Origin of the sequence: Sorangium sp. So ce176, assembly GCF_051519835.1 — a bacterium.
GTDB classification, from domain to species: Bacteria; Myxococcota_A; Polyangia; order Polyangiales; family Polyangiaceae; genus Sorangium; species Sorangium cellulosum_G.
The window spans coordinates 6976435-6998913 of record NZ_CP150371.1; the positions used below are offsets into that span (position 1 = coordinate 6976435).

Genomic DNA, 22479 nt, shown 5'->3' on the forward strand with positions numbered 1-22479 from the left:
CCACAAGCATCGGATCGAAGCGTCACGCGATATTTCTACCACGGCGCGGACGCGCCGGGCATACATCCCGGAGGCACAGGCGCGTCGCGCGGCCGCGACGAGCGCTGGCGCTGTGACGCTCCGCTTCCTCGATCCGACGCGGGCTGACGCGAGCTGATGGCGGTGGCACCGGCAGCGGATGCTGTCCGGCGCGGGCGAACGGTGCGTGGCGGGATGGCGTCAGGGGCGGACGACGCGCGTGCCGGGCGGGGGCGTGAAATCGAACTCGCCCTTCGTGACAGGCTGGTTGACGATCGGCGACGAGAAGTCGAACCGGTTCCGGTTGCCCTGCGCGTCGAGGATCAGCACGCGGCGGACCTGGTTGGTCTGCCCGTCGACGTAAAGAAGCATCTTCTGGTAGGCAGGGGTCGCCTCCTTCGGCGTCCCCTCGAGCACATAGCCGCCCTCGAACTTCATCTGCGCAGGGTCGAGCAGGCGCAGCGAGAAGTCCTTGGTGAGCTGCCCCTTGCCCATCAGGAACGCGAGCGCCGCCGGGTACTGCGAGCCCTTCACCGGCGTCTCGAACATCTGCTCGTTGTCCTTCTCGTAGACCTTGATCGTGACGCCGTCGGAGATGACGCGGTTTCCGTTCGGCGCGTCGTAGATCCAGCTCATCTTGCCGGGCTTCTCGAAGGTCACCTTGCCCGTGGAGACCTTCTTCACGTCCTGGACCTTGATCGTGTACGTCTGCGTGAAGGTCGCCTTGAAGGTCTTCGTGGAGTCGTAGAACTGCTGGACGCGCCTGCCGAGCTCTTCGGCGGTGGGGCCCGCGGCCTGGGACTCGCCGGCGGTCGCCATCACGACCGTGAGGGGCGCCGTCAGCCCGATGAGGCACGCGGCGGCGAGGCGGTAAAGTGAGGTTCGCGTCATCCTTCCCGATCTCCTTTGATGTCCAGAGGCGTGTCGCCTCCGCGCTCCGTGAGACAGGGGCGCCGGTGGTGATCGCCGGCTCCCCCGGCGGCCGCCGCCCTCGCTGAAGACGGGGCGCGCCGCACCGTTTTCATTTTGGACGCGGCGCGGGCGCGTCCGATGCAGCCTCCATAGCACACGCCCCCCGGCGCCACGCTCAGGCCAGGCGCGCCCGGCGCGGCCGGGACCGGGACGGGGCGGGGGCGCCGGAGGCCGCCAGCGCGGCGGCGAAGCCCGCGGCGCTGAGGTGCGTCATCGCGATGGCGAGCGCGTCGGCGGCGTCCGGCCGCGGGGGCGCGGCGAGGCGCAGGACCGCGGTCATCACCTGCGCCACCTGCGCCTTCTCGGCCGCTCCCCGGCCGACGATCGTCCGCTTCACCAGCGCCGGCGCGTACTCCGAGATCGGCACGCCCGCCCGCGCCAGCCGGAGCAGCACGACCCCGCGCGCGTGGCCGAGCTTGGCCGCGCTCTGCGCGTCCTTCGCGAAGAACAGGCTCTCCACCGCCGCCGCGTCGGGCGCGTGCGACGCGATCACCTTGCCGAGCTCGTCGTCGATCTCCACCAGCCGGGCGGCGAACGTCCCGCTCGTGTCGATGTCGATGACGCCGTGCGCGACGTGCTCGATCCGCGTGCCGTGCCGCACGAGCAGGCCCCAGCCGAGGTGGCGCGACCCGGGATCGATGCCGAGGACCCTCATGGGCTCAGCACGCCCCGTGCGACGGCGCCGCGACGCGGGTGGGGAAGCCCGGCGCGCGCTCGACCTCGCCGCGCTCGGCCGCCTCCAGCGCGCGCCGCGGGAAGATCTTGTGCGGGTTGAGCAGGCCCTTCGGATCGAAGACGGCCTTGATCCGCTTCTCGATCGCGATGAGCTCCGGCGACTGCTCGAGCGCGAGGAAATCGGCCTTCGACGTGCCGATGCCGTGCTCGCCGCTCAGCGTGCCGCGCATGCCGATCACCGCGCGGAACAGGCGCGAGAGCGCCGTCTCGACCTGGGGAACGAGCTCGGGGTCGTTCCAGAGCAGGTTCACGTGGAGGTTGCCGTCGCCGGCGTGCCCGTACGTCAGCATGCGGACGCCGGTCGCCGCCGAGATCTCCGCGACCTCGTCGAGCAGCGCCGGGATCTTGTCGCGCGGGACCACGACGTCCTCCGAGATCTTGTGGCGCGCCATCGCGCGCGTCGCCAGCGAGAGCTGGCGGCGCGCCTCCCAGAGCCTGTCGCGCTGCGCCCTGTCCTGCGCGACGAGCACGTCGAGCGCCCCCGCGTCCATGCAGACCTGGCCCACCCGCTCGGTCTGGAGCTCGCAGTCCGCGGGCTCGCCGTCGACCTCGATGATCAGCATCGCGCCCGCCCGCTCGTCGACCCCGACGCCGCGCGCCCGGACCGCCTCGAGCGTCGGGCGGTCGAGCAGCTCGAGGCAGCGCGGGACGACGCCGGCCGCGACGAGCGCGCTCACCGCGCGGCCGCTCGCGCGCACGTCCGGGAACAGGCAGAGCATCGTCATGACCGACGGGGGCTTCGCGATGAGCCGGAGCGTCGCCTCCGTCGTGATCGCCAGCGTGCCCTCGCTGCCGACGAGCAGCGCCGTGACGTCGTAGCCCGTCACGCCCTTCACCGTGCGCCGGCCGGTGCGGAGGCGCGTGCCGTCGATGAGGATCGTCTCGAGGCCGAGCACGTAGTCGCGCGTCGCGCCGTACTTGAAGGCGCGCGGCCCGGCGGCGTTCTCGGCGATGTTGCCGCCGAGCGCGCACATCTTGAGCGAGTTCGGATCGGGCGGGTAGAAGAGCCCCTCGGCCTCCGCCGCCGCGTGCAGGTCGGCGAGGATGACGCCCGGCTCGACGACAGCGACCTGCTCCTCGCGGCTGATCTCCTTGATGGAGTTCATGCCGATCGTGGCGATGACGATCCCGCCGCCCACGGGCACCGCGCCGCCCGACTTGCCGCTGCCGGCGGCGCGCGGCACGACAGGCACCTCCGCCTCGCTCGCCGCCCGCACCGCCTTCTCGATGTCGGCCGGCGACGACGCGAGCACGACCGCATCCGGGCTCACCGGCGGCTGATCCGACTCGTCCCCCGCGTAGGCAGCGCATCCATCGGCCGACGTGATGACCTTGGAGGGCCCGAGCGCGCGCTCGAGGAGCCGGCGCGCCTTGTCGACGGCCGACGCCGACGGGCGGGAAAATGTAGGGTGAAGTCGCATGACCTTGGTCCGCTCACCTTACCGCGGATCGCCCGGCGATGCTGCGGGATCCGCGCGAGTGGGCCCGGGGGTGGGGCCGTCAGAGCAGATCGAGAAACGCGAGGAGCGCCTCGATCGCGCCGGGGTCGAGCGCGGCGAGGCCCTCGCCCGCGGGCGCGCCGTCGTGAAAGAAGGCGCCCGGCGCGGCGGCGGCACCCGCGCCGCCCGGCGCGGCGAAGCGCGCCCGCTCGAGCACGTCGCGCAGCGTGCTGGCCGAGCCGTTCGTGAAGTACGGCCGCTTCTTGTAGAGCCGCCGGAGCGACGGCACCCGCGCGCCCTCCTCGTGCACGTACGGCACGACGCCGGTCTTCTCGTACCCGGCCCTCCCCCACACGATCGCCCCCTCGGGCGCGAGCACGAGCTGCTCCCAGCGCTCGAACGGCACCTCGGAGCCGGGATCGTCGCTGCGGAGCACCGGCGCGTGGCAGCGCGCGCAGCGGTCCCGGAACACCCGCGCGCCGTCGCGCTCGAGCGGGGTGAAGGCCGAGCGGCCGAGGACGGCGGGGTTCGCGCGGTGCGAGAGCGCCATGAGGAAGCTCACGAGCGCGCGGCGGAGCGCCTCGGGCGGCAGCTCGGCGCGCTCGGCGTTGAAGACCCCGAGGTCGGCGAGCCACGGCGCGGCGTCGCTCGAGAGGGAGAACCACGGGTCGTGGCCGCTCAGCGCGCCGGCGACGCGGAACTCGTTGTCCGCGACCGTGGTGAGATCCGGATCGAGGGCGCGCGAGAAGTGGGGGCGGTTGTTGAACAGGCCGAGCAGCGGCTTGGTCGTGGCGCGCACGTCGCCGCGGCCTGTGTGGTGCGTGCGGCCGTCGATGTAGCCCTCGAAATGGCACGTCTCGCACGTGAACCGGCTGAGCGGCCCGTCGGTCCTGTTCCAGGGAGCCATCAGCGACGTGAAGAAGAGCGCCTCGCCGAGGCGGACCTCCTCGGCGCGGGCGTCGTCGCCGCCGTCGTGGACCGGCCGCTTCTCGATCGCGCCGCCCGCGTCGAGCAGCCACGCGTCGAGCAGGGGGTTCGCGTAGGCGAAGGCGCCGTCGCCGAGCGCCACCATGGCGGCGACGCCGGGGACCAGCGGGCGGGTGGAGACCTCCGGCGTGGGCGAGAGGCCGGCGTGCGAGGCGCGGAAGAGGAGCTCGGCGCGGCGATCGCCGCCATAGCCGGTCGCGATCACGCGCACGTCGGCCGCGCCGGGGACGGCCGAGAGCGCGATCGCCTTCGGGGTGAGGACGCCGTGCTCCGAGACGTTCACCGCCGAGAGCCGCGTCACCTCGGGCCGGACGCCCGCGGCGACGCGGTAGAGGAAGACGAACGAGTCGATGTAGCCGAACGAGCCGCCGGTCCGGTCGAGCGGGTGATCCTCGACCCCGCCCGCGGCGAGCAGGAGCCCGCCGCCCTCGGTCTCGATCGCGTCGAAGCTCCAGAGGGGGCCGTCGTGACGGATGCGCGCCGCGCCGCCGGGGAGCGGGCGGCCGTCCACGCCGACAGGGAGCACGACGAGCGTGTGGTCGAGGAGGCAGGCGACGATGAGGTGGCGCGCGAGGCGCACGACGCGGAATGGGCCGGCGCCGATCGGCTCGTCCCAGCGCTCGACGTCGAGGCGCCCGCCGGCGCCGGCGGGGCCGGGGCGCAGCGTCAGGAGCGCGCCGGCGCGCTCGTCGAGCGCGTAGAGGAGGCCCTCGGGGCCGGCCGCGAGGTCGCGGATGCCGTGGACGCCCGCGAGCTCGACGCGCCCGGCGGGCTCGAGCGAGGCGCCGCGGACGGCGTAACGGAAGAGCGCGGGCGACGCCTCGCCGCTCGCGAAGACGTCGCCGGAGGGCACGACAGCGACCCCCGTCGGCGAGGCCGGCGCGGGCGCGCGGGAGAGCTCGCGCAGCGACGCGTCGAGCAGGACGAGCGCGTCGCGGCCGCGGAGCGGCGAGAGCAGCGCAGGCGCGCCCGGCGCGGCGGGGCGGCCCCGCGGATCCACGGGGCGGAGCGCGATCGGGTCGGGCCCGAGGAGGCGGTCGGAGCTGGGCAGGCGGGAGAAATCGGCCGCGGCGCGGCGGGACGACTCGAACTGCCGCAGCGGCTCGAGCGGATCCGGTCCGCCGCCGCGGGCCGGCGACGCGGGGCGGCCGTCGCAGGCCAGCGCAGCGAGGCCGAGCGAGAGCGCAAGCGCGAGGCGCGTCGCGTCCATGCGTCGAGGGGACAGGGCGGCGGCGCGCGCGGCCGCGCGGATCACCAGCCGCCGGTGCTCGCCGGCTTGGCGGTCTCGACCGGCGCCGCCTTCGCGGGCTCGGCCTTGGGCGCGGGCGTCGCCGCCTCGGCCGTTGTCGCCGGCTTCGGCGGCTCGGGCGTCACCTGCTGGGGCTTGTCCTCGCAGCCGAAGAGACACGCGGCGCCGAGCGCCACGAGCACCGTCAAGACATTCTTCATGGGCTCCTCCTGAACGAGGGGGCAAGCCAACCACATCCGCCGGGCGCTCGGAAGATCGGAAGAGGGCGCGCGGTCCACATCGCGCCAGGGCGGCGCGACGCAGGGGTGACCTAGGCGGGCGGCGCGTCGGCGGCAGCGCAGTATCCGGCGTAGATATCGACGCTGCCGCTCGCGCCGCGCTCGCCCTCGTTGCCTTGCTCCGGCGCGGCGCGCGCGCCGCCCGCCGCGGCAGCAGACGCGCGCAAGCATTGGTAATCTTTCAGCTTATCGGAGTCGACGTACCAGTACTCGGCCGCCGCGCGCACGCGGCCCTCGGCGCGCATCGCGAGCGCGTACGCGGCGTCGCGCAGCCGGCGCGCGCGCCGCGCCTCGGGCGAGAGCGTCCTGTCGTCGAGGAGGCGGGAGAGGAGCGGAGCCAGCGCCCCGAGGCGCGCGGCGGCGTCCGCCTCGCCGCGCGGGGCCTGCTGGAGGGCGCCGCCGTGCTCCGCGCAGAGCGCGAGCAGCTCGGAGACGCCCTGGATCAGCTCCGCGTCGCCTCGGGCGCGGATCAGCGAGACGCGCCGCTGGCCCTCCGGGTCGCTCCTGAAGTGGAGGTCGAAGAAGCGCAGCAGCGTTCGCCGGTGCTGGTCGGCCTCGTTCGCGGGCTGCTCGACGCCCGTCGCCGCCCTCCGCGCGCCCCGCTGCGTCGCCTGCCAGCGCGACTGCGTGAGGCGCAGAAGCTCGATCTTGTCGCGGAAGCCGCGGATCTCGCCGCGCGTGAGCGGCGGGTCGTCGCCCGCGAACGGCGCGCGGATGAGGTCCGCCGCGTCACGCTGCGCGGCGCGCTGGAGCCGGCTCAACCAGGCAACCTGGGGCGCGAGGCTCCCGGGGAGGAGGAGCAGCACGTCACCGAGCGACTCGGCCTCTCGGGTGAGCTCGGCCTCGCGGGCGCCCGTGAGGTGGTGTCGCGGCGCCGGGCGAGGAGATCCCGGGAGCGCGGGCCTCGCGTCGTCAGGTGTTCTGCGCTTCTTGCCGTTCCTGGACGGCGTGGAGGACGTCCTCGGTGCCACTCGAGCCTCCTTGCCGGGGCGGGCCCCCTGCATTTCCGGCTCAGGGGCGCAGCCGGAATCTCGAGCGTTACCATCGCGGCGCGGACGATCGCCAGGGGAATCGAGTCGTTCGCGGGTGACGACCGAGGGAGCAAGCGTGTTATCGCCCGTCAGCGGTTGATATCGTGCTCAATCGCTGTCACCGCGGATCGGAGAAGAGGTCCTGTCGAGGGGGCAGCGGCGCCGGCCGCGCCGGCTTCGCCGCGGGCTCGACGGCGACGTTGAGGCCCATGGGCTGGCCAGCGCCGCGCTGGCGTTGGCGGCGAAGCCGTAGCTGCCCCTCAGGACGCGCTCCGCTCAGAGCTTGCCCTCGATCCACACGCTCCCGGGGCCGACGCCGACGCGCGCGCTCCAGGGCGCGCCGCCGGTCGGCCCGCGCGCGGCCGCCGTCCCGGCGGGCGGCGCCGAGGGGGCGGTGATCCAGAGGATCGCCCCGCCAGCGGCGAGGACCGCCCCGGCGATGAACACAGCCGTCCCGATGTTGCCCTTCATGACCGCATCGTCACGCAGGTCGAGGCCCCGCTGGTCGACGCACTCGCCCGCCGCGTTGCAGTGGCCGCCCTCGGTGGCCTCGTCGAAGGTCGACTTGGCCATGAAGCCGAGCGCCGTGCCCACGCCGAGGCCGACAACGCCGAGCCCCACCCCCACGATGCCGATCGGCTTGCGGATGCTCCCGCCCTGCGGCGAGGGCGCGTCGGCTGGCGGGCCGGCCGGGGGCGGCGCGGCGATCGCCCTCGGCGCGACGTCCGTCCTCGGGGCGGCGCTCGACGCCGGCGCGCGCTCGAGCGCCGGCACGGTGACGCTCACGACGCCCGGCTTCTCGACCGCGATCGTCGTCTCCCAGGGGCTGCGCCCGGGCGCCGCGGCGGCGACCCGGTGCTCGCCGGGGTCGAGCGGCACCGCCGTCCCCCAGAGCGCGCGCCCGACGGGGAAGCCGTCCCGCGTGAGCTCCAGGCCGGCGACCGCCGCCTCGGGGGGAACCACGATCTGCAGGCGCGAGAGCCGCGGCTCGAGCGCGGCGGCCCGGGCGCGCGCCACCCGCTCGCGCTCCATCTGCCCGGCCGACAGCGAGGCGGCCGCGACGTCGCGAAAGCCGATCCACGCCGTCGCCGTCTTGCCGATGCGCTCGTAGCAGTCCGAGAGGTTGAAGAGGGTGCCGATGCCGGGGTCGATCCCGTGGCTCTCCGCGAACTTCGGGCACGCCTCGGCGTGCTTGCCGGCGGCCATCAGCGCGCGCCCCTCGTCGAACAGCGCGACAGCGGCGGCGCGCTCCTCCCGGGTGGGCTCCGCGGCGCGCGCGACGGGCGCGAGCGCGGTCAGCGCGGCGAGCGTCGACAGGAGCGCGAGCGCTCGGCGCGGCGCGCCGCCGGTCAGGGGCGCGCTGGAGGCCGACGCGCGGCGGGCGGCCTCCGGACAGGTGCTCGACAGACGACGATGGCAGAGCAAGACGGGACCTCGCTTGGGCTCACGGGATGTCATCGCGGATCGGAGAAGAGCTCGTCCTGCGGGCGGGTCGGCGTGGGCCGGGGCTTCGGCGACGGCCGCGCCGGCGGCCGCGTCCCCCGGATGGACGCGGCGGGCTGCGGCGCCGCAGCTCCGCTCGCCGCCGGCTGGACCGTCACGGTCGACGCCGGCTGCGCCGTCTCGGTCGACGCCGGCTGCGCCGTCACGCTCGAGCCTGCCGGCGGCACGGGGCCCCCGTCGAGGAGCTCGGGGGGCTTGCCGGCCGTGAGACCGGTCGCAGGCGGCGCCTCGCCCTGCGGCGGCGCCTCGGGCGCGGACGAGGGAGCCCCGGAGGCGGAGGGCGCGACGCCGGGCGCAGGGGGGCGGAACGCGAACCACGCGAGCCCCGCGGCGCCGAGGACCGCCGCGGCGATGCCCGCCGCGATCCCGAGGGCGCGCGCCCCGGAGCGGCGCTTGCCCGACGAGGCGCGCGTGCCGCCCCAGGAGCGATCCGTGGCCGCGCCGTCGGACAGGACCGCCGTGGGCACGCCCCACGCGGCCTCGGCCGGCGCGCCCCGCCCGCTCGAGCTGCCGCCGGCGTGCGGCGCCGCGCCGAGAGGCCCGGGCGCCGTGGAGAGCGGGCGCCGCGGCGACGCGAGCGCGCGGCCGCCGTCGGCGGCCCCGTCCACCGCCGAGTCGCGGCGGATCCGCAGCACGCGCGCGGCGCGCTCGGCCAGGTGCTGCGCGTGCGGGGGCGCGAACGGGGCGAGCTCGGCGGCGAGCTCGGCGATGTTGCCGAAACGATCGGCGGGGCTCTTCTGCAAGCAGCGCTGGACCGCCCAATCGAGCCGAGCGGGCACGTCGGCGCGCAGGGCGACGCTCCGCGGCGGCCCCTCCAGGATGCGGTCGTAGATCTCCATCACGGAGTCGCCCCGGAAGGGAACGGCGCCCGTGAGGAGCTGGTAGAGGATGGCGCCCATCGACCAGACGTCGGCGCGCGCGTCGACGTTCTTCGAGGAGACCATCTGTTCGGGCGCCATGTAGAGCGGCGAGCCCAGCATCGCCGCGCTCTCGGTCATGTCGTGCTCCTTGGGCGCCGTGGTCTCGGCCCCGAGGGCCATCTTGGAGATGCCGAAGTCGATGACCTTGATGAGCGGGCTTCCGTCGGCCCGATGGCTCAGGAACAGGTTGCCCGGCTTCAGGTCGCGATGGATGATGCCCAGCGCGTGCGCCTCCGCGAGCGCCTCGCACGCCTGAAGCAGGTAGTCGCAGGCGAGCTCGACAGGCAGCGGCCCGCGGTCGCGCAGGAGGGCCTTCAGGTCGGTGCCCTCGAGGTACTCCATCACGAGGTACGGCTCGCCGCGCGCGAGCGTGCCGACGTCGTACACGCGCGTCACGTGCTCGCTCCGGATGCGCGCCGCGGCCTGTCCCTCGCGCAGGAAGCGCGCCACGAGATCCGCCCGCTCGCGCGCCTGCGGCAACAGGAACTTGATGGCCACCCGCTCGCCGAGCAGGAGATGGCGGGCGGCGACGACCACGCCCATCCCGCCCTCCCCGAGGACGCGCTCGACCTCGTACTTCTCCGCGAGGACGTCCCCCATGCTCACCGGTGCGACCATGCACGCCCTCGCTCTGGCTCCTCGCTAGTATCAAAACAGGGAGTGCGCCACAACGCGAGCTTTCCTGGAAAGGAAGCCGGAAAGCCGAGTTGTGCCCGCCGCTCCGCGGAGCGCCTCGCGCGGGCTCGCCGGACGGCGGCGCGGCGACACCGCGGCAATGGCGCGGCTCGCAGCGACGCGGCGAGCCGTTCGGGTTCGCCAGGGGCGCCCAGCGCCTGTATATGCATGCCGCAATTTCACCATGACCACCGAGCCGACCGATCCCCTCGTCCTCGCGCGCGAGCTCCTCGAGCAGCGGCAAACCTCTGAACCGACCGACGCGACGGCCATGACGCTGGCCACGGCGGACGCGTCGGGGCGCCCCTCGGCGCGGATGGTGCTGCTGAAGGGCATCGACGATCGCGGGTTCGTGTTCTTCACCAACCACGCGAGCCGCAAGGCGATGGATCTCGAGGCGAACCCGTTCGCCGCGCTGTGCATCCACTGGGCGAGGGCGGCGGAGCAGATCCGGGTGGAGGGCCGCGTGGAGCGGATCAGCGACGCGGAGTCGGACGCGTATTTCGCGACCCGCCCCCGCGGCAGCCAGATCGGCGCGTGGGCGTCGCGGCAGAGCGCGCCGCTGCCCTCGCGCGAGCGGCTCATCGAGCGCGTGCGCGAGATCGAGGCCCGCTTCGAGGGGCAGCCGGTGCCCCGGCCGGCGTTCTGGGGCGGCTACCGGGTCGTGCCGGAGCGCATCGAGATCTGGCGCGGCCAGGAGAGCCGGCTGCACGACAGGCTGGTCTACCTGCGCGACGGCGGCGGCTGGCGCGTCGAGCGCCTGTACCCCTGATCGCGGCGGCGCTACGCGCCCGTCACGCGGCGGCGGCTCGCCTTGCGCTCCTTGAGCCGCTCGATCACCGCGACGAGCTTCGGGTCGTCGCGGCGCCGCACGTCGAGCCGCATGCCCTTCAGCGCATTGCAGCGGCCGCACGCGAGCGCCAGGTTGTCGAGCGCGTCCGTGCCGCCGTGCGTGCGCGGGACGATGTGCTCTATCGTCGCGCGCTGGATCGGCTCGCCGTCGAGGCCGACGACGACGTGCGACAGGCAGTGGATGCACTTGCCCGCCCACGCCGCCTGGCCGCGGATCTCGGTGCGCTCGAACGTCGCGTCGGTCGCCACGATGTCCAGGATCAACCGGCGCCGCGCGGCCTTCACGGCGCTCGATCGTAGCCTCACGCCGCCGGCCTCGCACGCGGTTCGCGCCGGGCCGGCAGGTGGGCTATGGAGCCCCGGAGCCGGCGCGCGCCGCGGGGGGCAGGCGGCCGGGGCGCGGCCGCTGTCCGCGCGCCCCGCGACGCGCGCGCGGGAGGAGCCATGAAGTCGAAGACCGACTATTTCTACTTCGAGACGAAGGCCAAGCGCGAGCTCATCAACGTCACCGACCGCGTCGCGGCCGTCGTCGCCGCGAGCGGCATCCAGGAGGGCATGGTCCTCGTGAGCGCCATGCACATCACCGCCGGCGTGTTCGTGAACGACAACGAGCCGGGCCTCTGGGAGGACATCTGGACGTGGCTCCAGGAGCTCGCGCCCGAGGGGCCCGACTACAACCACCACAGGACCGGCGAGGACAACGGCGACGCCCACCTCAAATCGATCCTCGTGCACCACCAGGTGATCGTGCCGATCACCGCGGGCAAGCTCGATCTCGGGCCGTGGCAGCAGATCTTCTACGCGGAGTTCGACGGCAAGCGGCGCAAGCGCGTCGTCGTCAAGGCGATGGGGGAGTGACGCCGCCGGCGGCCTGGCCCGCGGCGGGACGGGCGGTGCCGTGCTCCCTCGCCCCGCGCTGCATGAGCGAGGCGATCGCGCCGAGCGCGTCGGACCAGGCCTGATGGTGCGCCGGGGACCAGGCAGCGCCGGCGACCTCGGACATGGCGGTGATCAGCGCGTCGGCGACCCAGGGGTACATCTCGTCCGTGACGCCGTAGTCGACGTGCTTGGCCCCCATGGCCATCAGCTTCTCCTCGAGCCAGGACGCGTCCTCCAGCCGGTCGAGGACCGCGACGAGCGCCTCCGCGAGCATCTTCTCCTGGTGCTCCTGGCTGTTGCGCCCGAAGAGCGGCTTCACCTGCGGGTAGCGCGAGAACAGGATCCCGTAGAAACGGTGCGTGAGGTTGGGCTCCCTCTCGAGCACGAGCTCGAAGCTCTCCCGCAGCAAGCCAACGTTCAGTCCCATGACATACCTCCCAGCGGTCGCTGCGCCGCGCGCAGGCCGCCTTCCATCATCAATTCGCGCATGATCAATTCGCGCGTCGTCAATTCGCGATCAGCTCACGTCAGGTGACGTCGGATTCACCAGCTTCACCGTCTGATTCGCCCGTCGCCCGCAGACCTCGCACGGCCCATGCCAGAGGCGCCTCGCCGGTGAACCGCGCCGATCCCGCGGGATCGGCGCGCCCGGCGGCCGCGGCTGTCTCCCCGGGGAAACCCGGCCTGGTGCCGCGCGCGGCCCGCCCGGCCGCCGATCGCGCGCGGCCGCCCGGCCGTCGATCGCGCGCCCCGACCGCGCGCAGACCCGCCTGCGCGCTTGCCTCGCCCGACCCCGCGGTGTTTCCTGCCGTGGTTACGCTGTCTCCGGCGGTGGTTTCCGGCAGGAAACCGCCGCCGCCCCCGTCTCCCCGAGGAATCCTCGTGACCCTGCTCGACGCCGTGCTCAGCCTGTCCGAAGCGCCCGCCAGGGACGAGGCGCTGCAGCGCATCCTGCGCGCGCTCGCGCGGGCGACGGCGGCGGACGCGCTGTCGGTGCTCACGGCCGCGGAGGACGGGTCGGTCGGCGTCGCCGCGCAGATCGGGCTGTCGCCGGCCGCCCTGGGGCTCAGCTTCCTGCCCGCGGAGCACCCGCGCCTCCGCCGGGCGAGCCTGGCGGCCGGGCCGATCCGGTTCCTCGATCCGAGCGAGCCCGACCCGTACAGCCGCTGGCTGCTCGGCAACACCGGCGAGATCCACCCGATCCACGCCTGCATGGCCGTCCCGCTCCGCGTGCAGGGCCGCCTCGCCGGGCTGCTCACGCTGGACGCGTGCGATCCCCAGGGCCTCCGCGGCTTGGGCGACGAGGACGCGCGCGTGTTCGCCGGGCTCTGCGCCGGCGCGCTGCGGCTCGACGGCGGCGCCGGGCTGGCCCTCGCCGCGGGGGCGCGCCGCGCGGCCGACCCCGCGCCCGGCGGCGGCGCGCAGCCCGGCCGCTCGGCCGTGATGCGGCGGGTCGAGCGCGAGATCGCGGTGCTCGCCCCGCTGTCGGTGCCGGTGCTCGTCACGGGCGAGACGGGCGTGGGCAAGGAGCTCGTCGCCCGCGCGCTGCACGAGCGGTCGCCCCGGGCGGGCCGGGCGCTCGTGATCGTCAACTGCGCGGCGATCCCGGCGCAGCTCGTCGAGTCGGAGCTCTTCGGCCACCGGAAGGGCGCCTTCACCGGCGCGACGGCGGCGCGCGCCGGCAGGTTCGAGGCGGCCCACGGCGGGACGATCTTCCTCGACGAGATCGGCGAGCTGCCGCTGGCAGCGCAGGCGCAGCTCCTGCGCGCGCTGCAGGAGGGGGAGATCCAGCCCGTGGGCGAGGACCGGGCCCGCCGCGTCGAGGTGCGGGTCGTCGCGGCCACGAACCGCGATCTGCGGCGGGAGGTCGCCGAGGGGCGCTTCCGCGCCGATCTGTTCCACCGGCTCTGGGTCTACCCGATCTGCGTGCCCCCCCTGCGCGAGCGGCGCGAGGACATCCCGGCGCTCTGCGAGCGCTTCGCCGCGGAGATCGCGGCCGAGCTCGGGGCCGCGCGGGTGGACTTCACCGAGCCGGCCCTGCGCGCGCTCACCCAGGCCGCCTGGCCGGGCAACGTCCGCGAGCTCAAGAACGCGGTGGAGCGCGCCGCGCTGCGCCGGACGGTGGCCGAGGGCGCCGGCGCCGCCGGCAGGGCGCTCGTCCTCCGCCGCGAGGACTTCGACGCCGGCGACGCGGACGCGCACGGCGCGCCGCGGATCGAGCTCCCCGAAGAGCGGCTGTGGCTCGCGGGCGCGCCGCCGCCGGAGGCGCCCGTGGAGCCGCTTGTCGAGGCGCTGGAGCGCGCGCGGCGCGAGGCGTTCGCGCGCGCCTTCCGGGCGGCCGACGGCAACGCCGCGATGGCCGGCCGGCTGCTCGGGGTGAGCCGATCGTTCGCCTACAAGGAGGCGGTGCGGATCGGGCTCATCCCTCCGCCCGAGCCGCGCCGGCGCTGAGCCGCCCGGGAGAGCCCCCGCCCCTTCAGGGGGCGGCGCTCAGCGCCCCGGCTCCTGGGCGCCGATCCCTTCCAGCGGCACCCGCGCGAGCGCCGTGTAGCGCGCGCCCTTCGGGGTGAGCTCGCTGTGGTAGACGATGATCTCGTCGACCCGGGTCTCGCCGAAGTCGACGTCGCCGATCGCCTGGGCGCACGCCTCGAGCGCCGGATCGCCGCGCGGGTCGCGCGAGCGGGCGAGGGTGAGGTGCGGCTCGAACGGCCGGTCCTCCGGCACGTAGCCCGTCGACATCGAGAGCGTCTGCTCGAGGTCGCGGTGGATCGAGGTGAGGGCGCGGACATCGCCGCCCACGCCGAGCCAGAGCACGCGCGGCCGGCGCCGCGCGCCGAACGCGCCGCCCTTCTCGATGCGCAGCGTGAGCGGCCTGTGGAAGGCGGCGACGCTCCCGGCCGCCGCGATGACGAGGGGCAGGCGCTCCTCTCCTATCTCGCCCATGAAGGCGAGCGTGACATGCAGCCCCGCAGGCTCCACCCACTTGGCGGACGGAGCCCGGGGCGAGAGCTCCCGAAGGAGATCTCCAGCCTTGGCGAGGAGCTCGGCTCCCGGATCGACAGCGACGAAGACGCGCACAGCTCACCTACGCCCGACTACCACCCACAGACTTCATTCTTGTTCTGCTCCTTGAGCCATCTCCGGAGCGGCTCGAAGTACTCGAGCATCGCGCCCGGATCGGCCTCGCTCTCGCCGGTCATCGCCTGCATCGCCTCCTGCCAGGGGCGGCTCGCGCCGAGCGACAGCATGGCGCGCAGCTTCTCCCCCGCGGCCTTGCTGCCGTGGATCGAGCACGTGTGGAGCGGCCCCGTGTGCCCGGCCGCCTTGCACAGCGCGCGGTGAAACTGGAATTGATAGATGCTCGCGAGGAAGTAGCGCGTGTACGGGACGTTCGCCGGGACGTGGAACTTCGCGCCCGGGTCGAAGTCGGCCTCGCTGCGGGGCACCGGCGGCGCGACGCCCTGGTACCTCAGCCGCAGCGCCCACCACGCCTGGTTGTAGTCGGCCGGCCTCGTCTTGCCCGCGAAGACGTCCCACCGCCACTGGTCGATGAGCTTTCCGAACGGGAGGAACGCGATCTTGTCGAGCGCCTTCTTGAAGAGGAAATTGATGAGCCCCTTCTCGTCCTCGGGCACCCTGTCGACGAGCCCCAGCGTCTTCAGGTAGGCCGGCGTCACGGAGAGGGCCAGCGTGTCCCCGATCCCCTCGTGGAAACCGTCGTTGGCGCCGGACTGGAACAGGACCGGGAGCTTGTAATACTGATGATAATAGTAGATGTGGCCGAGCTCGTGGTGGATCGTGATGAGATCCTCCTCGGTCGGCTCGACGCACATCTTGATGCGGAGATCGTCCCGATCGCCCACGTCCCAGGCGCTCGCGTGGCAGACGACCTCGCGATCGACCGGCTTCTTGAGCAGCGACCGCTCCCAGAACGTCGCGGGCAGCGGGTCGAACCCGAGCGAGGTGAAGAACCGCTCGCCGAGCGAGACCATCTGCTTCTCGTCGAGCTTCTTCGCCTTGATCTTCCGCGTCACGTCGAGCGACGGCTGGCCCTTGTACGGCTCCATGAGCGCGTAGATGTTCGACCAGTCCTGCGCCCACATGTTGCCGAGCACGTGGGCCGGGATCGGGGCCTTGTCGCCGATCCTTTCCTTCCCGTGGATCGCGCGCAGCCTGGCGCGCACGTGGCAGTGCAGCTCGTCGTAGAGCGGCTTCAGCTTGCCCCAGAGCCGGTCGGTCTCGGCCTCGAACGCCTCGGGAGACATGTCGTATCCGGCGCGCCAGAGCGCGCCGACGTCCGGAAAGCCGATCTCCGCAGCCCCCTTGTTGCCGAGGGCGACGTAGCGCTCGAACTTCGGCCGGAGCGGCGGCGCGATCGCGTGCCAGCCGGCCCACGCCTCGAGCAGCTCGTCCCATCGACGGCTGGTCCTGAGGACCTCGGAGAGATCGTTGAGCGCGAGGCACTTCGGCGCCGCCGCGCCCGCGGCCGCAGCGCCGCCCCGGGCCGCGGCGCCGCCCGCCGCGCCCGCCGCCTGCCCCAGCTTGCCCTCGGGGCAGTACTTGCCCTTGCCGTACAGGCTCGTCATCTCGACCGAGAGCGCGGCGAGCTCCGCGCGCTCCGCCGGGTCGCTCGGGGCCGGCAGGGTGGTCGAGACCTTGAGGAGCGTCCACTGGCGCGCGAGATCCGCGGGCAGCGCGAGCCCGTCGAAGCGCGTCGCCGCCTTCATCGTGCGGTTGAGGTACTCCATGCTCGCCTCCTCGGCGGAGGCAGAGAGCGCGTCGGTGTCGTCCGTGAGGAAGGTCTGGTTGACCCACGCCGCGCGCCCGCCCTGGAGCCGGAGCGCGCGCAGGTCCCTGTCGACGCCGGCCAGGAAGGCCTGCGCCTCGGCCACGGTGGGGGGCGCGGCCTGCCGGGGGGCGGCCTGGGGCGGCGGCGCCGCGGGCGCGGCCAGCGCCGGGGGCGCCTCCTGGCCGGGGGACGGCGGCGGCGCGGCCGGTGACCCGGCGCCGCTGCAGGCCGAGCCGAGCCCGAGCGCGACCACCATCACGGGGCGCAGGGCGGCCGTCCGGGCGAGGGCATAGCGGACCACGGGCCCTTCATACACGCCGGACCGTGCCGAGGGAACCGGGAGCGACGTGCGATCGACGCGGCTCGACCCCGCGGCGCCCTCCCCGCGACCAGGACGAACCGCCCGCGGTCACGGCTGCCAAGCGGCCGTGAAGTGCCGTTAGAATGGCGACCCACCATGAGGAATGCTCTCGCGCCCAGGGCCACGACCTCCAGCGAGCCTCCGCCTCGCCGCCTCCGCCGCCCCGGCCGCCGCCTCGCTTGCCAGCGCGCATGGCGAGGATCGCGGCCCGAAGGCCCGGAGCTGCTCCCGCTCGCGTCGCCCGGCGGCGACGCGGAGCGCCTCGATGCGTCGCGCCGCGACGTCCAGGTCCGGCGCGGGCCGATGCCCGGCCGCGAGGCGCGCGCCGTGACCCTGCGCGCGCCGGGCGGCGGCCATGAGTGAGCTCGAGAACTTCTCCTACCTGATCCCCGGCGAGCTCGCCGGCATGGCGTACCCCCACGCGGCGCGGGCGCTCGAGGAGCTCGCGGAGCTCGGCTTCCGCAGCGTCGTGTCGCTGTCGCGGCGGGCGCCGCCGCCCGAGGCGCTTGGATCGCTCGTGCACCTGCACTGCCCCCTCGCCGACTTCACGCGCATCCCGAGCGTGGACCTGCTGCGCGCCGTGGCGTTCCTCGACAGGGCGCCGCGGCCGATCGCCGTGCACGGGGAGGGCGGCGTGGGGCGCACAGGCGTGGTGCTCGCGTGCCGCCTCGTGTCGCTGGGCAGCTCGGCGGCCAACGCGGTCGCCGAGGTGCGGCGCGCGCGGCCCGGCTCGATCGACGATCCGGAGCTCGAGGCCTCGGTCGAGGAGTTCGAGATCTTCTACCGGAGCGATCACGACCAGGCCACGCCGGCGCCGTTCAACTTCGCGCCCGCGTCGGCGCTCGACCGCGTCGTGCACGGCGCGGAGCGCCCCGGCTTCGGGATGGCGATGTGGTCGGCGTCCGGGATCCGCTCGTCCATCGTCCCGCCGCCGATCTCCGCGGCGAACCCCGATCCGAGCGACGCGCCCGTGGAGGCGTGGCTCGGCTTCATGGCGCGGCAGGGCGTCCGCGAGGTGCTCTGCCTGCTCGACGAGGGGGAGCTGGCGCTGCACCGGATCCCGCTCCTCGGCCGCTACCAGCGCGAGTTCCTCCGCGTGACGCACGTGCCGCTCGAGGGGGGCGCGATCCCCACGGCCGAGTCGCTGGAGCGCGCGCTCGCCGCGCTCCGGCGCGCGGAGGCCGCCGCCGCGCCCATCGTCGTGCACTGCGCGTCCGGCGACGGCCGCGCGGGCGTCGTGCTGGCGGCGTGGCTGCGCGCGCGGCACGGCCTCGCCCCCGAGGCGGCGATCGCGGCGGTCCGGGAGCACGCGCGCTACTTCGGCGCGCGCCGCGAGCCGCTCAAGGCAGGGCCGGCGGTGCGGGACCTGCTCGCGAGCGTGCCGGCGCAGGGGTGAGCGCGCGCGGGTCAACGCGCGCGCCGGGCGTCAGGCGGCGGCGCGGAGGCCTGCCTGCGGCTGTCGATGGTCGCGGTACAGGCGGCGGACGAACGCGCCCGCTGGCTCGTCGCGGAGCGCCTCGACGAGCCCGCGGAGGCCGGCCGGCAGCTCGCCGGGCGGCGGGAGCGGCACCGGGTGGTGCTCGGGCGCGAGCACCGGGGCGGCGAGCGCGGCGAAGGAGAGATCGGCGGCCGTGAACCGGTCGCCGACGAGGAACGGGCGGCCGTCGCGCAGGCGCTCGTTCACCATGTCGAGCACCGCGCGGAGCTTGCCCAGCGAGCGCTCGGCGGAGGCGGCGTCGATGCGCATCGCGCGCCGCATGATCGCGCGCGCGACAGGGAAGTAGGCGCGGAAGGCGCCGCGCCCGAACCACCAGGGGAGCGCCGCGCCGGCGGCCGCGCGCGCGTGGAAGGACCGGCCCATCACGAGGAACGCGGCGTCCTCGTCGGGCAGGAGGTGAAAGTAAACGACGCGGCGGGTCGCGGGGCCGAGGTCGCGATCGAAGCGCTCCTCGAGCGCCTCGACCTCGGCGCGGAGCGCGTCGGGCGCGCCGGGGAAGAGCGCGTGCTCCGACGGCAGGAACGCGTCGGCGTGGCGGACGATGTCGGTCGAGTCGGGGATCGCGCCCGCCCGCGAGAGGAGCACCGGCACGGAGCGGTGCCCGCCGGCGCGCAGCGCCGGGAGCGCGTGGGCGAGCGGGAGATACGCGTCCTCGCGGTACGGCACGCCGGCGCGGTCGAGCGCCCACCGCGCCTTCTCGCAGTAGTGGCTGAAGGGGATGGTGATGAGGCGGAAGGGCGCGTCGGCGCCGGGCTCGGACATGAAGACCTCCAGGCGCGGCGCGGGTCGATGAGGGCGCCGCCGCGCGCCTCAGCGCCGGATCTCGAAGAGGTGGGTGCCGTACGCGGGGAGCTCGACGCCGAGGCCGCGCGACAGATCGACGAGCTCGTCGCCGTCGCGCGGGTGCTCGGTGCCGGTCATGAGGTCGACCAGGAGGACCTTGCGGCCGGCGATGCCGGCGATGTCGAGCGGGATGCGGCACCCGGCGCGCGACGGGGCGAAGTTGACGACGGCCACGAGCGGCGCCGCGCTCCGGGGCGCGCCGCAGGCCGGGAGCGGCTCCCACCGGTAGGCGACGAACGCGTCGGCGCCAGGGCCCCGCGGGGTGAGCGTGGCGAAGCTGCCGGTGCGCAGGATGGGGCGGCGCACGGCCGAGAGCAGCCGCTCGTGGAAGGCGAGGCAGGCCTGATCGACAGGCTCCTCGGGGGCGCGCGCGAGGTGCAGCGAGGCGCGCACCGTCCGGCCCTCGAGCTGGCCGTGGTGGATGAAGCGCATGCCGGGCACCGTCGCCGCGATGAACTCCGCGGCCCTGCGCCGGTCGGGCGGGAGCACGGCCGCGATGCGCGGCTCGTCGTGGTGCTCGATGAACCGGACGCTCCGCCGCTGGTAGTCGGGCGTCGCCGCGAGGTGGCCGCGGACCGAGGAGGCGGAGGCGTGGCTCAGCCTATCGTAAAGGCTCTTGTCGAAGGTGTAGTCGAACCCGAGCATCTGCAGGCGCCACTCGAGGTCCCAGAACGCCTCGGCGATGAAGACGAAGCTCGGGTGGTCGCGGCGGACGGCGTCGATGGCCTCGGCCCAGAACTCGCCGGTGGCCTCGGCCTTCCGCTCTGCCGGCGGCCGCTTCGACCACGTGCGCCGGAAGACGTCGTCGAGCACCAGCATCGCCATGTCGCAGCGCACGCCGTCGCAGCGCGACGCGACGCTGCGGAGCGCCTCGATGGAGAGGGCGCGCGTCGACGCGAGGCGGTAGTCGAGCTGGGCGGTGTCGGGCCACGGCGGGGTGTAGGGGTCGCGCCCGCTGAGCGGGGCGCCGTCGTCGCCGGCGACGAAGCACTCCGGCTTCTCCTTCACCCAGTGGTGATCGCGCGCGACGTGGTTGGGGACGAAGTCGAGGAGGAGCCCGATGCCGCGCGAGGCGAGGCGCCGGCGCAGATCCGCGAGCGCCGCGTCGCCGCCGAACGCGGGGCTCACCTCGTACCGCGCGACAGCGAACGGGGAGCCGACGACGTCGGCCTCGGTCCAGTCCGGCAGCACGCGGTCGTACTCGGCGCGCAGGTCCGGGTTCGTGAGCGCGAAGCGCGGGCCCTCCTGGCCGAGCGTCCAGACGCCCATCAGGTACACGTAATCGACGCCGAGCGCGGCGAGCCGGTCGAGCGCCGCGTCGGGCACGCTGGCGAGCGTCACCCTCGCCTTGGCGGCGCGCGAGAGCTCATGGAGCCAGACTCGCGCGAAGATCGCGTACAGCAGGGGGTGCTGGTGGGCGGGAACTAGGGAGCTCATCGATTGGATTGGGGACGGCGGGCCCGCGAGGAAGTCGTGGGCAGGCGGCGTCGCGAGGATTGTCGGCGCGCTCGGGTGGTCCCCGCAAGGGCGATCGCGAGGTGCGCGCGCCGTCGAAGCGAGGCCCGCGCAACGTCCAGCACAGAGGGTGCCGCGCCGCAGGCCAGTCCGCCCGGGCTGCTGGCGCAGGCGAGGACGATCGGCGCGCGCGGCGCGAGTCCGGGCGCGGCGCGTGGTCGGTGAGGTGTGTCCGGCGAGGCCGGTTCGGTGAGGTGTGTCCGGTGAGGCGTGCGTGCGGCGCGGCGCGCGGCTAGCCGCGGCGAGCGCGGCGCCTTCGGGCGAACGCGGCCGCGGCGCCCAGGGCGACGAGCGGCAGCGCGAGGGGCGTCGCGGCCTCGGCGGGCGCGAGCCGGCAGCCGCAGCCTCCCTGCTTCGGGTCCACCGGGGGCGGCGCCTCGTCGGGCAGGGCGTCGCCGGAGGGCGCGTCGGCCTCGGCGGCGTCGGACGCAGGCTCGCTCGCCGCGTCCTCCTCCGTGGCGGGCTCATCGCCCTTCTCGGCGTCGGCCTTGCCCGCCGAGGTGTCCTTCTTCTTCTTCTCGCCGGTGAAGACGATCGCGCGGCGATCGATGACCTCGTTCTCGCCCTGGAGGGTGATCCTCTGCTTCTGCCCCATCTGCACGCCGTCGCTCGCGCGCTTGATCACGAGTTCGTACTCGCCGGCCTCGAAGCCGCGATCGCGCCGCAGGACGAAGTCGAACTTGGTGATCGAGAAGACCTTGCCGCTGCCGTCGGAGAAGCCGACATCCATGCTCTCGTTGATCGCCTGCTGGTTCTGGAGCGGGATCTTGTTCAGGATCGGCTTCTCGGGCGACTGGTCGGTGAGCGCGCGCTCGTAGTGCACCGTCGGCGTGAACGAGAACAGCATCGGGATGTGCCCGAGGTGCGGCGTCCCTCCGTAGTTGATCGTCATCTTGAGCTTCCAGCGGCCGCCGTCCTCCTTGGGGGAGCGATCGGCGAGGGTGACGGTGCCGGCCGCGTGCGCCGCTGTCGCGGGCAGCCACGCTCCGAGCAGGGCGAGCGCGACGGCGACGACGCGCGCGAGCAAGAGCCCGCGGCCGCCGTCGAGGCGGCGCGCCGCGCCGGGGCCGGCGTGGGCGGGGCGAGCGTGAGATCGCGCGGCGCGCTGACGCCGCGCGCCGAGCTGGGACAGGTGACCGGTTCGAGGTCGGGCGGTTCGCATGCGGAGCACGCTACCAGGGATTTCGTGGAAACGAGGCACGTACGCGCGCGCCGGCGGCGCTCGGAGGGCGCGGGCCGGCGGCGCGGAGGCAGGTGCTGGGCGGCGGCGCGCCGGCGGCGCGCCGGGGAGGCTCAGTCGGGGAACCAGAGCAGCGCGTCGGAGGTGGGCTTGTAACAGGCCTGGCGCCCGGCCTCCTCGTTGTCCGTGCAGCTGGCGTTCTCCAGGCAGTCGATGATCTCGTAGCGGCCGGCGGCGTTGTAGATCGTGGTGAACATCGCGCGCTGGGCCGACTCGAGCTTGCTGAACCCGGCCTTGCAGGTCTCGACGGGGATGCGCTCGCAGCGGACCATGCGCGCGCAGCGGGAATCGATGACGGGCTTCGCCGCCGGATCGTCCGGGTTGATGTTGACGGCCACCTCGTCGTTGCACTCCAGGATGATCTGGCTCCTGTCCGGCGAGCTCTCGGTGGCGGCCTCCATGCGGCGCGAGAAGCAGCTCGTCATCGCGCGGAGGTAGGTGGGCGAGGAGGTCGGGTAGGCGGCCTTGCACGCGTTCATGTGCTCCCAGTTGGCGCCGGCGCGCTGCAGCCTGGCGAGGGCGGCGCACCACTCGGCCTGGGCAGCGATGACGCCGTCGCGGTCAGGGAAGTTGGTGGGGCGCTCGGAGCACGCGAACAGCAGGCCGAGCATCGACGCGGCCGCCGCGATCGGCAGGGCCAAGGATCGAAGGGCGGGCATGGGGGCGACCCTAGCACGAGAGCCCCGCCGGCGCGG

The 22479-nt window shown here is 74.5% G+C and carries 21 protein-coding genes; 5 read left to right on the forward strand and 16 right to left on the reverse strand.

The window, feature by feature from the left end; translation table 11 throughout:
- Positions 1–219: 219 nt before the first annotated feature.
- The 8 genes from WMF42_RS26085 to WMF42_RS26120 form a co-directional block, all read right to left on the reverse strand.
- Entirely contained in the window at positions 220–909 is a 690-nt protein-coding gene (locus WMF42_RS26085) for a LolA family protein (RefSeq protein WP_061605816.1), read from the reverse strand.
- 196 nt (positions 910–1105) lie between these two features.
- Positions 1106–1645: a crossover junction endodeoxyribonuclease RuvC gene (ruvC, locus tag WMF42_RS26090; RefSeq protein WP_434041271.1), complete on the reverse strand. Its 540-nt coding sequence runs from the start codon at positions 1643–1645 to the stop codon at positions 1106–1108.
- 4 nt (positions 1646–1649) lie between these two features.
- Positions 1650–3146 carry an FAD-binding oxidoreductase gene (locus tag WMF42_RS26095; RefSeq protein WP_437685430.1) on the reverse strand — a complete coding sequence of 499 codons (1497 nt, stop codon included), beginning with the start codon at positions 3144–3146 and terminating at the stop codon, positions 1650–1652.
- Between the two features lie 79 nt (positions 3147–3225).
- Positions 3226–5361, reverse strand: coding sequence for a hypothetical protein (locus tag WMF42_RS26100; RefSeq protein WP_437685432.1), 2136 nt, complete (start codon positions 5359–5361; stop codon positions 3226–3228).
- Positions 5362–5402: 41 nt separating this feature from the next.
- Positions 5403–5600, reverse strand: coding sequence for a hypothetical protein (locus tag WMF42_RS26105; protein WP_437685434.1), 198 nt, complete (start codon positions 5598–5600; stop codon positions 5403–5405).
- Positions 5601–5710: 110 nt separating this feature from the next.
- The gene (locus WMF42_RS26110) at positions 5711–6649 is read right to left on the reverse strand and encodes an ATPase (RefSeq protein WP_437685436.1); all 939 of its coding nucleotides are present in this window, start codon (positions 6647–6649) and stop codon (positions 5711–5713) included.
- 336 nt (positions 6650–6985) lie between these two features.
- The gene (locus WMF42_RS26115; RefSeq protein WP_437685438.1) at positions 6986–8134 is read right to left on the reverse strand and encodes a hypothetical protein; all 1149 of its coding nucleotides are present in this window, start codon (positions 8132–8134) and stop codon (positions 6986–6988) included.
- 29 nt (positions 8135–8163) lie between these two features.
- Positions 8164–9732, reverse strand: coding sequence for a protein kinase domain-containing protein (locus tag WMF42_RS26120; protein ID WP_437694347.1), 1569 nt, complete (start codon positions 9730–9732; stop codon positions 8164–8166).
- Between the two features lie 259 nt (positions 9733–9991).
- Here WMF42_RS26120 and pdxH point away from each other — a divergent pair, with 259 nt between their 5' ends.
- Positions 9992–10579, forward strand: coding sequence for a pyridoxamine 5'-phosphate oxidase (gene pdxH, locus WMF42_RS26125; RefSeq protein WP_437685440.1), 588 nt, complete (start codon positions 9992–9994; stop codon positions 10577–10579).
- Positions 10580–10590: 11 nt separating this feature from the next.
- Here pdxH and WMF42_RS26130 read toward each other — a convergent pair whose 3' ends face one another.
- On the reverse strand, positions 10591–10965 hold the full coding sequence (locus WMF42_RS26130) for an HNH endonuclease (RefSeq protein WP_437685442.1): 375 nt from the start codon (positions 10963–10965) through the stop codon (positions 10591–10593).
- 138 nt (positions 10966–11103) lie between these two features.
- On the opposite strand from WMF42_RS26130, the gene WMF42_RS26135 reads away from it, so the two are divergent.
- On the forward strand, positions 11104–11517 hold the full coding sequence (locus tag WMF42_RS26135) for a secondary thiamine-phosphate synthase enzyme YjbQ (protein ID WP_437685444.1): 414 nt from the start codon (positions 11104–11106) through the stop codon (positions 11515–11517).
- Here WMF42_RS26135 and WMF42_RS26140 read toward each other — a convergent pair.
- Entirely contained in the window at positions 11498–11965 is a 468-nt protein-coding gene (locus WMF42_RS26140; protein ID WP_061605342.1) for a globin domain-containing protein, read from the reverse strand. The genes WMF42_RS26135 and WMF42_RS26140 overlap by 20 nt on opposite strands.
- A gap of 455 nt (positions 11966–12420) precedes the next feature.
- Between WMF42_RS26140 and WMF42_RS26145 the strand changes: the two genes are divergently transcribed.
- Positions 12421–13989: a sigma 54-interacting transcriptional regulator gene (locus tag WMF42_RS26145; RefSeq protein WP_437685446.1), complete on the forward strand. Its 1569-nt coding sequence runs from the start codon at positions 12421–12423 to the stop codon at positions 13987–13989.
- A gap of 39 nt (positions 13990–14028) precedes the next feature.
- Here the strand turns inward: WMF42_RS26145 and thpR are convergent, their stop codons facing one another.
- Together thpR and WMF42_RS26155 are read right to left on the reverse strand one after the other, a co-directional pair.
- Positions 14029–14616 carry an RNA 2',3'-cyclic phosphodiesterase gene (gene thpR / locus WMF42_RS26150; protein WP_061611171.1) on the reverse strand — a complete coding sequence of 196 codons (588 nt, stop codon included), beginning with the start codon at positions 14614–14616 and terminating at the stop codon, positions 14029–14031.
- A 17-nt stretch (positions 14617–14633) separates the two neighbouring features.
- Entirely contained in the window at positions 14634–16583 is a 1950-nt protein-coding gene (locus WMF42_RS26155; RefSeq protein WP_437694349.1) for a M2 family metallopeptidase, read from the reverse strand.
- 201 nt (positions 16584–16784) lie between these two features.
- Here WMF42_RS26155 and WMF42_RS26160 point away from each other — a divergent pair, with 201 nt between their 5' ends.
- Both WMF42_RS26160 and WMF42_RS26165 read left to right on the forward strand, forming a co-directional pair.
- Positions 16785–17051: a hypothetical protein gene (locus tag WMF42_RS26160; RefSeq protein WP_061609413.1), complete on the forward strand. Its 267-nt coding sequence runs from the start codon at positions 16785–16787 to the stop codon at positions 17049–17051.
- Positions 17044–18084: a phosphatase domain-containing protein gene (locus WMF42_RS26165; protein WP_061609414.1), complete on the forward strand. Its 1041-nt coding sequence runs from the start codon at positions 17044–17046 to the stop codon at positions 18082–18084. Before WMF42_RS26160 ends, WMF42_RS26165 begins: the two co-directional genes overlap by 8 nt.
- A gap of 30 nt (positions 18085–18114) precedes the next feature.
- On the opposite strand, the gene WMF42_RS26170 is transcribed toward WMF42_RS26165, so the two are convergent.
- From WMF42_RS26170 to WMF42_RS26185, 4 genes are all read right to left on the reverse strand, one after another.
- Positions 18115–18948 (reverse strand): glutathione S-transferase family protein, encoded by an 834-nt coding sequence (locus WMF42_RS26170; RefSeq protein WP_061609415.1) that lies wholly within the window; start codon positions 18946–18948, stop codon positions 18115–18117.
- Between the two features lie 48 nt (positions 18949–18996).
- Complete coding sequence (locus WMF42_RS26175) at positions 18997–20466, reverse strand: alpha-amylase family glycosyl hydrolase (protein ID WP_061609416.1); 1470 nt, start codon at positions 20464–20466, stop codon at positions 18997–18999.
- Between the two features lie 310 nt (positions 20467–20776).
- Entirely contained in the window at positions 20777–21706 is a 930-nt protein-coding gene (locus tag WMF42_RS26180) for an MYXO-CTERM sorting domain-containing protein (RefSeq protein WP_155798541.1), read from the reverse strand.
- A gap of 131 nt (positions 21707–21837) precedes the next feature.
- Positions 21838–22443, reverse strand: a complete 606-nt coding sequence (locus WMF42_RS26185) for a hypothetical protein (protein ID WP_061609418.1) — start codon at positions 22441–22443, stop codon at positions 21838–21840.
- Between the last annotated feature and the right edge of the window lie 36 nt (positions 22444–22479).

Coding starts and splice junctions, on each gene's coding strand:
- WMF42_RS26170 (WP_061609415.1), bottom strand. CDS start 18,948: ATGTCCGAGCCCGGCGCCGACGCGCCCTTCCGCCTCATCACCATCCCC.
- pdxH (WP_437685440.1), top strand. CDS start 9,992: ATGACCACCGAGCCGACCGATCCCCTCGTCCTCGCGCGCGAGCTCCTC.
- WMF42_RS26160 (WP_061609413.1), top strand. CDS start 16,785: ATGAGGAATGCTCTCGCGCCCAGGGCCACGACCTCCAGCGAGCCTCCG.
- WMF42_RS26185 (WP_061609418.1), bottom strand. CDS start 22,443: ATGCCCGCCCTTCGATCCTTGGCCCTGCCGATCGCGGCGGCCGCGTCG.
- WMF42_RS26085 (WP_061605816.1), bottom strand. CDS start 909: ATGACGCGAACCTCACTTTACCGCCTCGCCGCCGCGTGCCTCATCGGG.
- WMF42_RS26165 (WP_061609414.1), top strand. CDS start 17,044: ATGAGTGAGCTCGAGAACTTCTCCTACCTGATCCCCGGCGAGCTCGCC.
- WMF42_RS26120 (WP_437694347.1), bottom strand. CDS start 9,732: ATGGGGGACGTCCTCGCGGAGAAGTACGAGGTCGAGCGCGTCCTCGGG.
- WMF42_RS26140 (WP_061605342.1), bottom strand. CDS start 11,965: ATGGGACTGAACGTTGGCTTGCTGCGGGAGAGCTTCGAGCTCGTGCTC.
- WMF42_RS26180 (WP_155798541.1), bottom strand. CDS start 21,706: ATGCGAACCGCCCGACCTCGAACCGGTCACCTGTCCCAGCTCGGCGCG.
- ruvC (WP_434041271.1), bottom strand. CDS start 1,645: ATGAGGGTCCTCGGCATCGATCCCGGGTCGCGCCACCTCGGCTGGGGC.
- WMF42_RS26155 (WP_437694349.1), bottom strand. CDS start 16,583: ATGGTGGTCGCGCTCGGGCTCGGCTCGGCCTGCAGCGGCGCCGGGTCA.
- WMF42_RS26095 (WP_437685430.1), bottom strand. CDS start 3,146: ATGCGACTTCACCCTACATTTTCCCGCCCGTCGGCGTCGGCCGTCGAC.
- WMF42_RS26100 (WP_437685432.1), bottom strand. CDS start 5,361: ATGGACGCGACGCGCCTCGCGCTTGCGCTCTCGCTCGGCCTCGCTGCG.
- WMF42_RS26105 (WP_437685434.1), bottom strand. CDS start 5,600: ATGAAGAATGTCTTGACGGTGCTCGTGGCGCTCGGCGCCGCGTGTCTC.
- WMF42_RS26175 (WP_061609416.1), bottom strand. CDS start 20,466: ATGAGCTCCCTAGTTCCCGCCCACCAGCACCCCCTGCTGTACGCGATC.
- WMF42_RS26135 (WP_437685444.1), top strand. CDS start 11,104: ATGAAGTCGAAGACCGACTATTTCTACTTCGAGACGAAGGCCAAGCGC.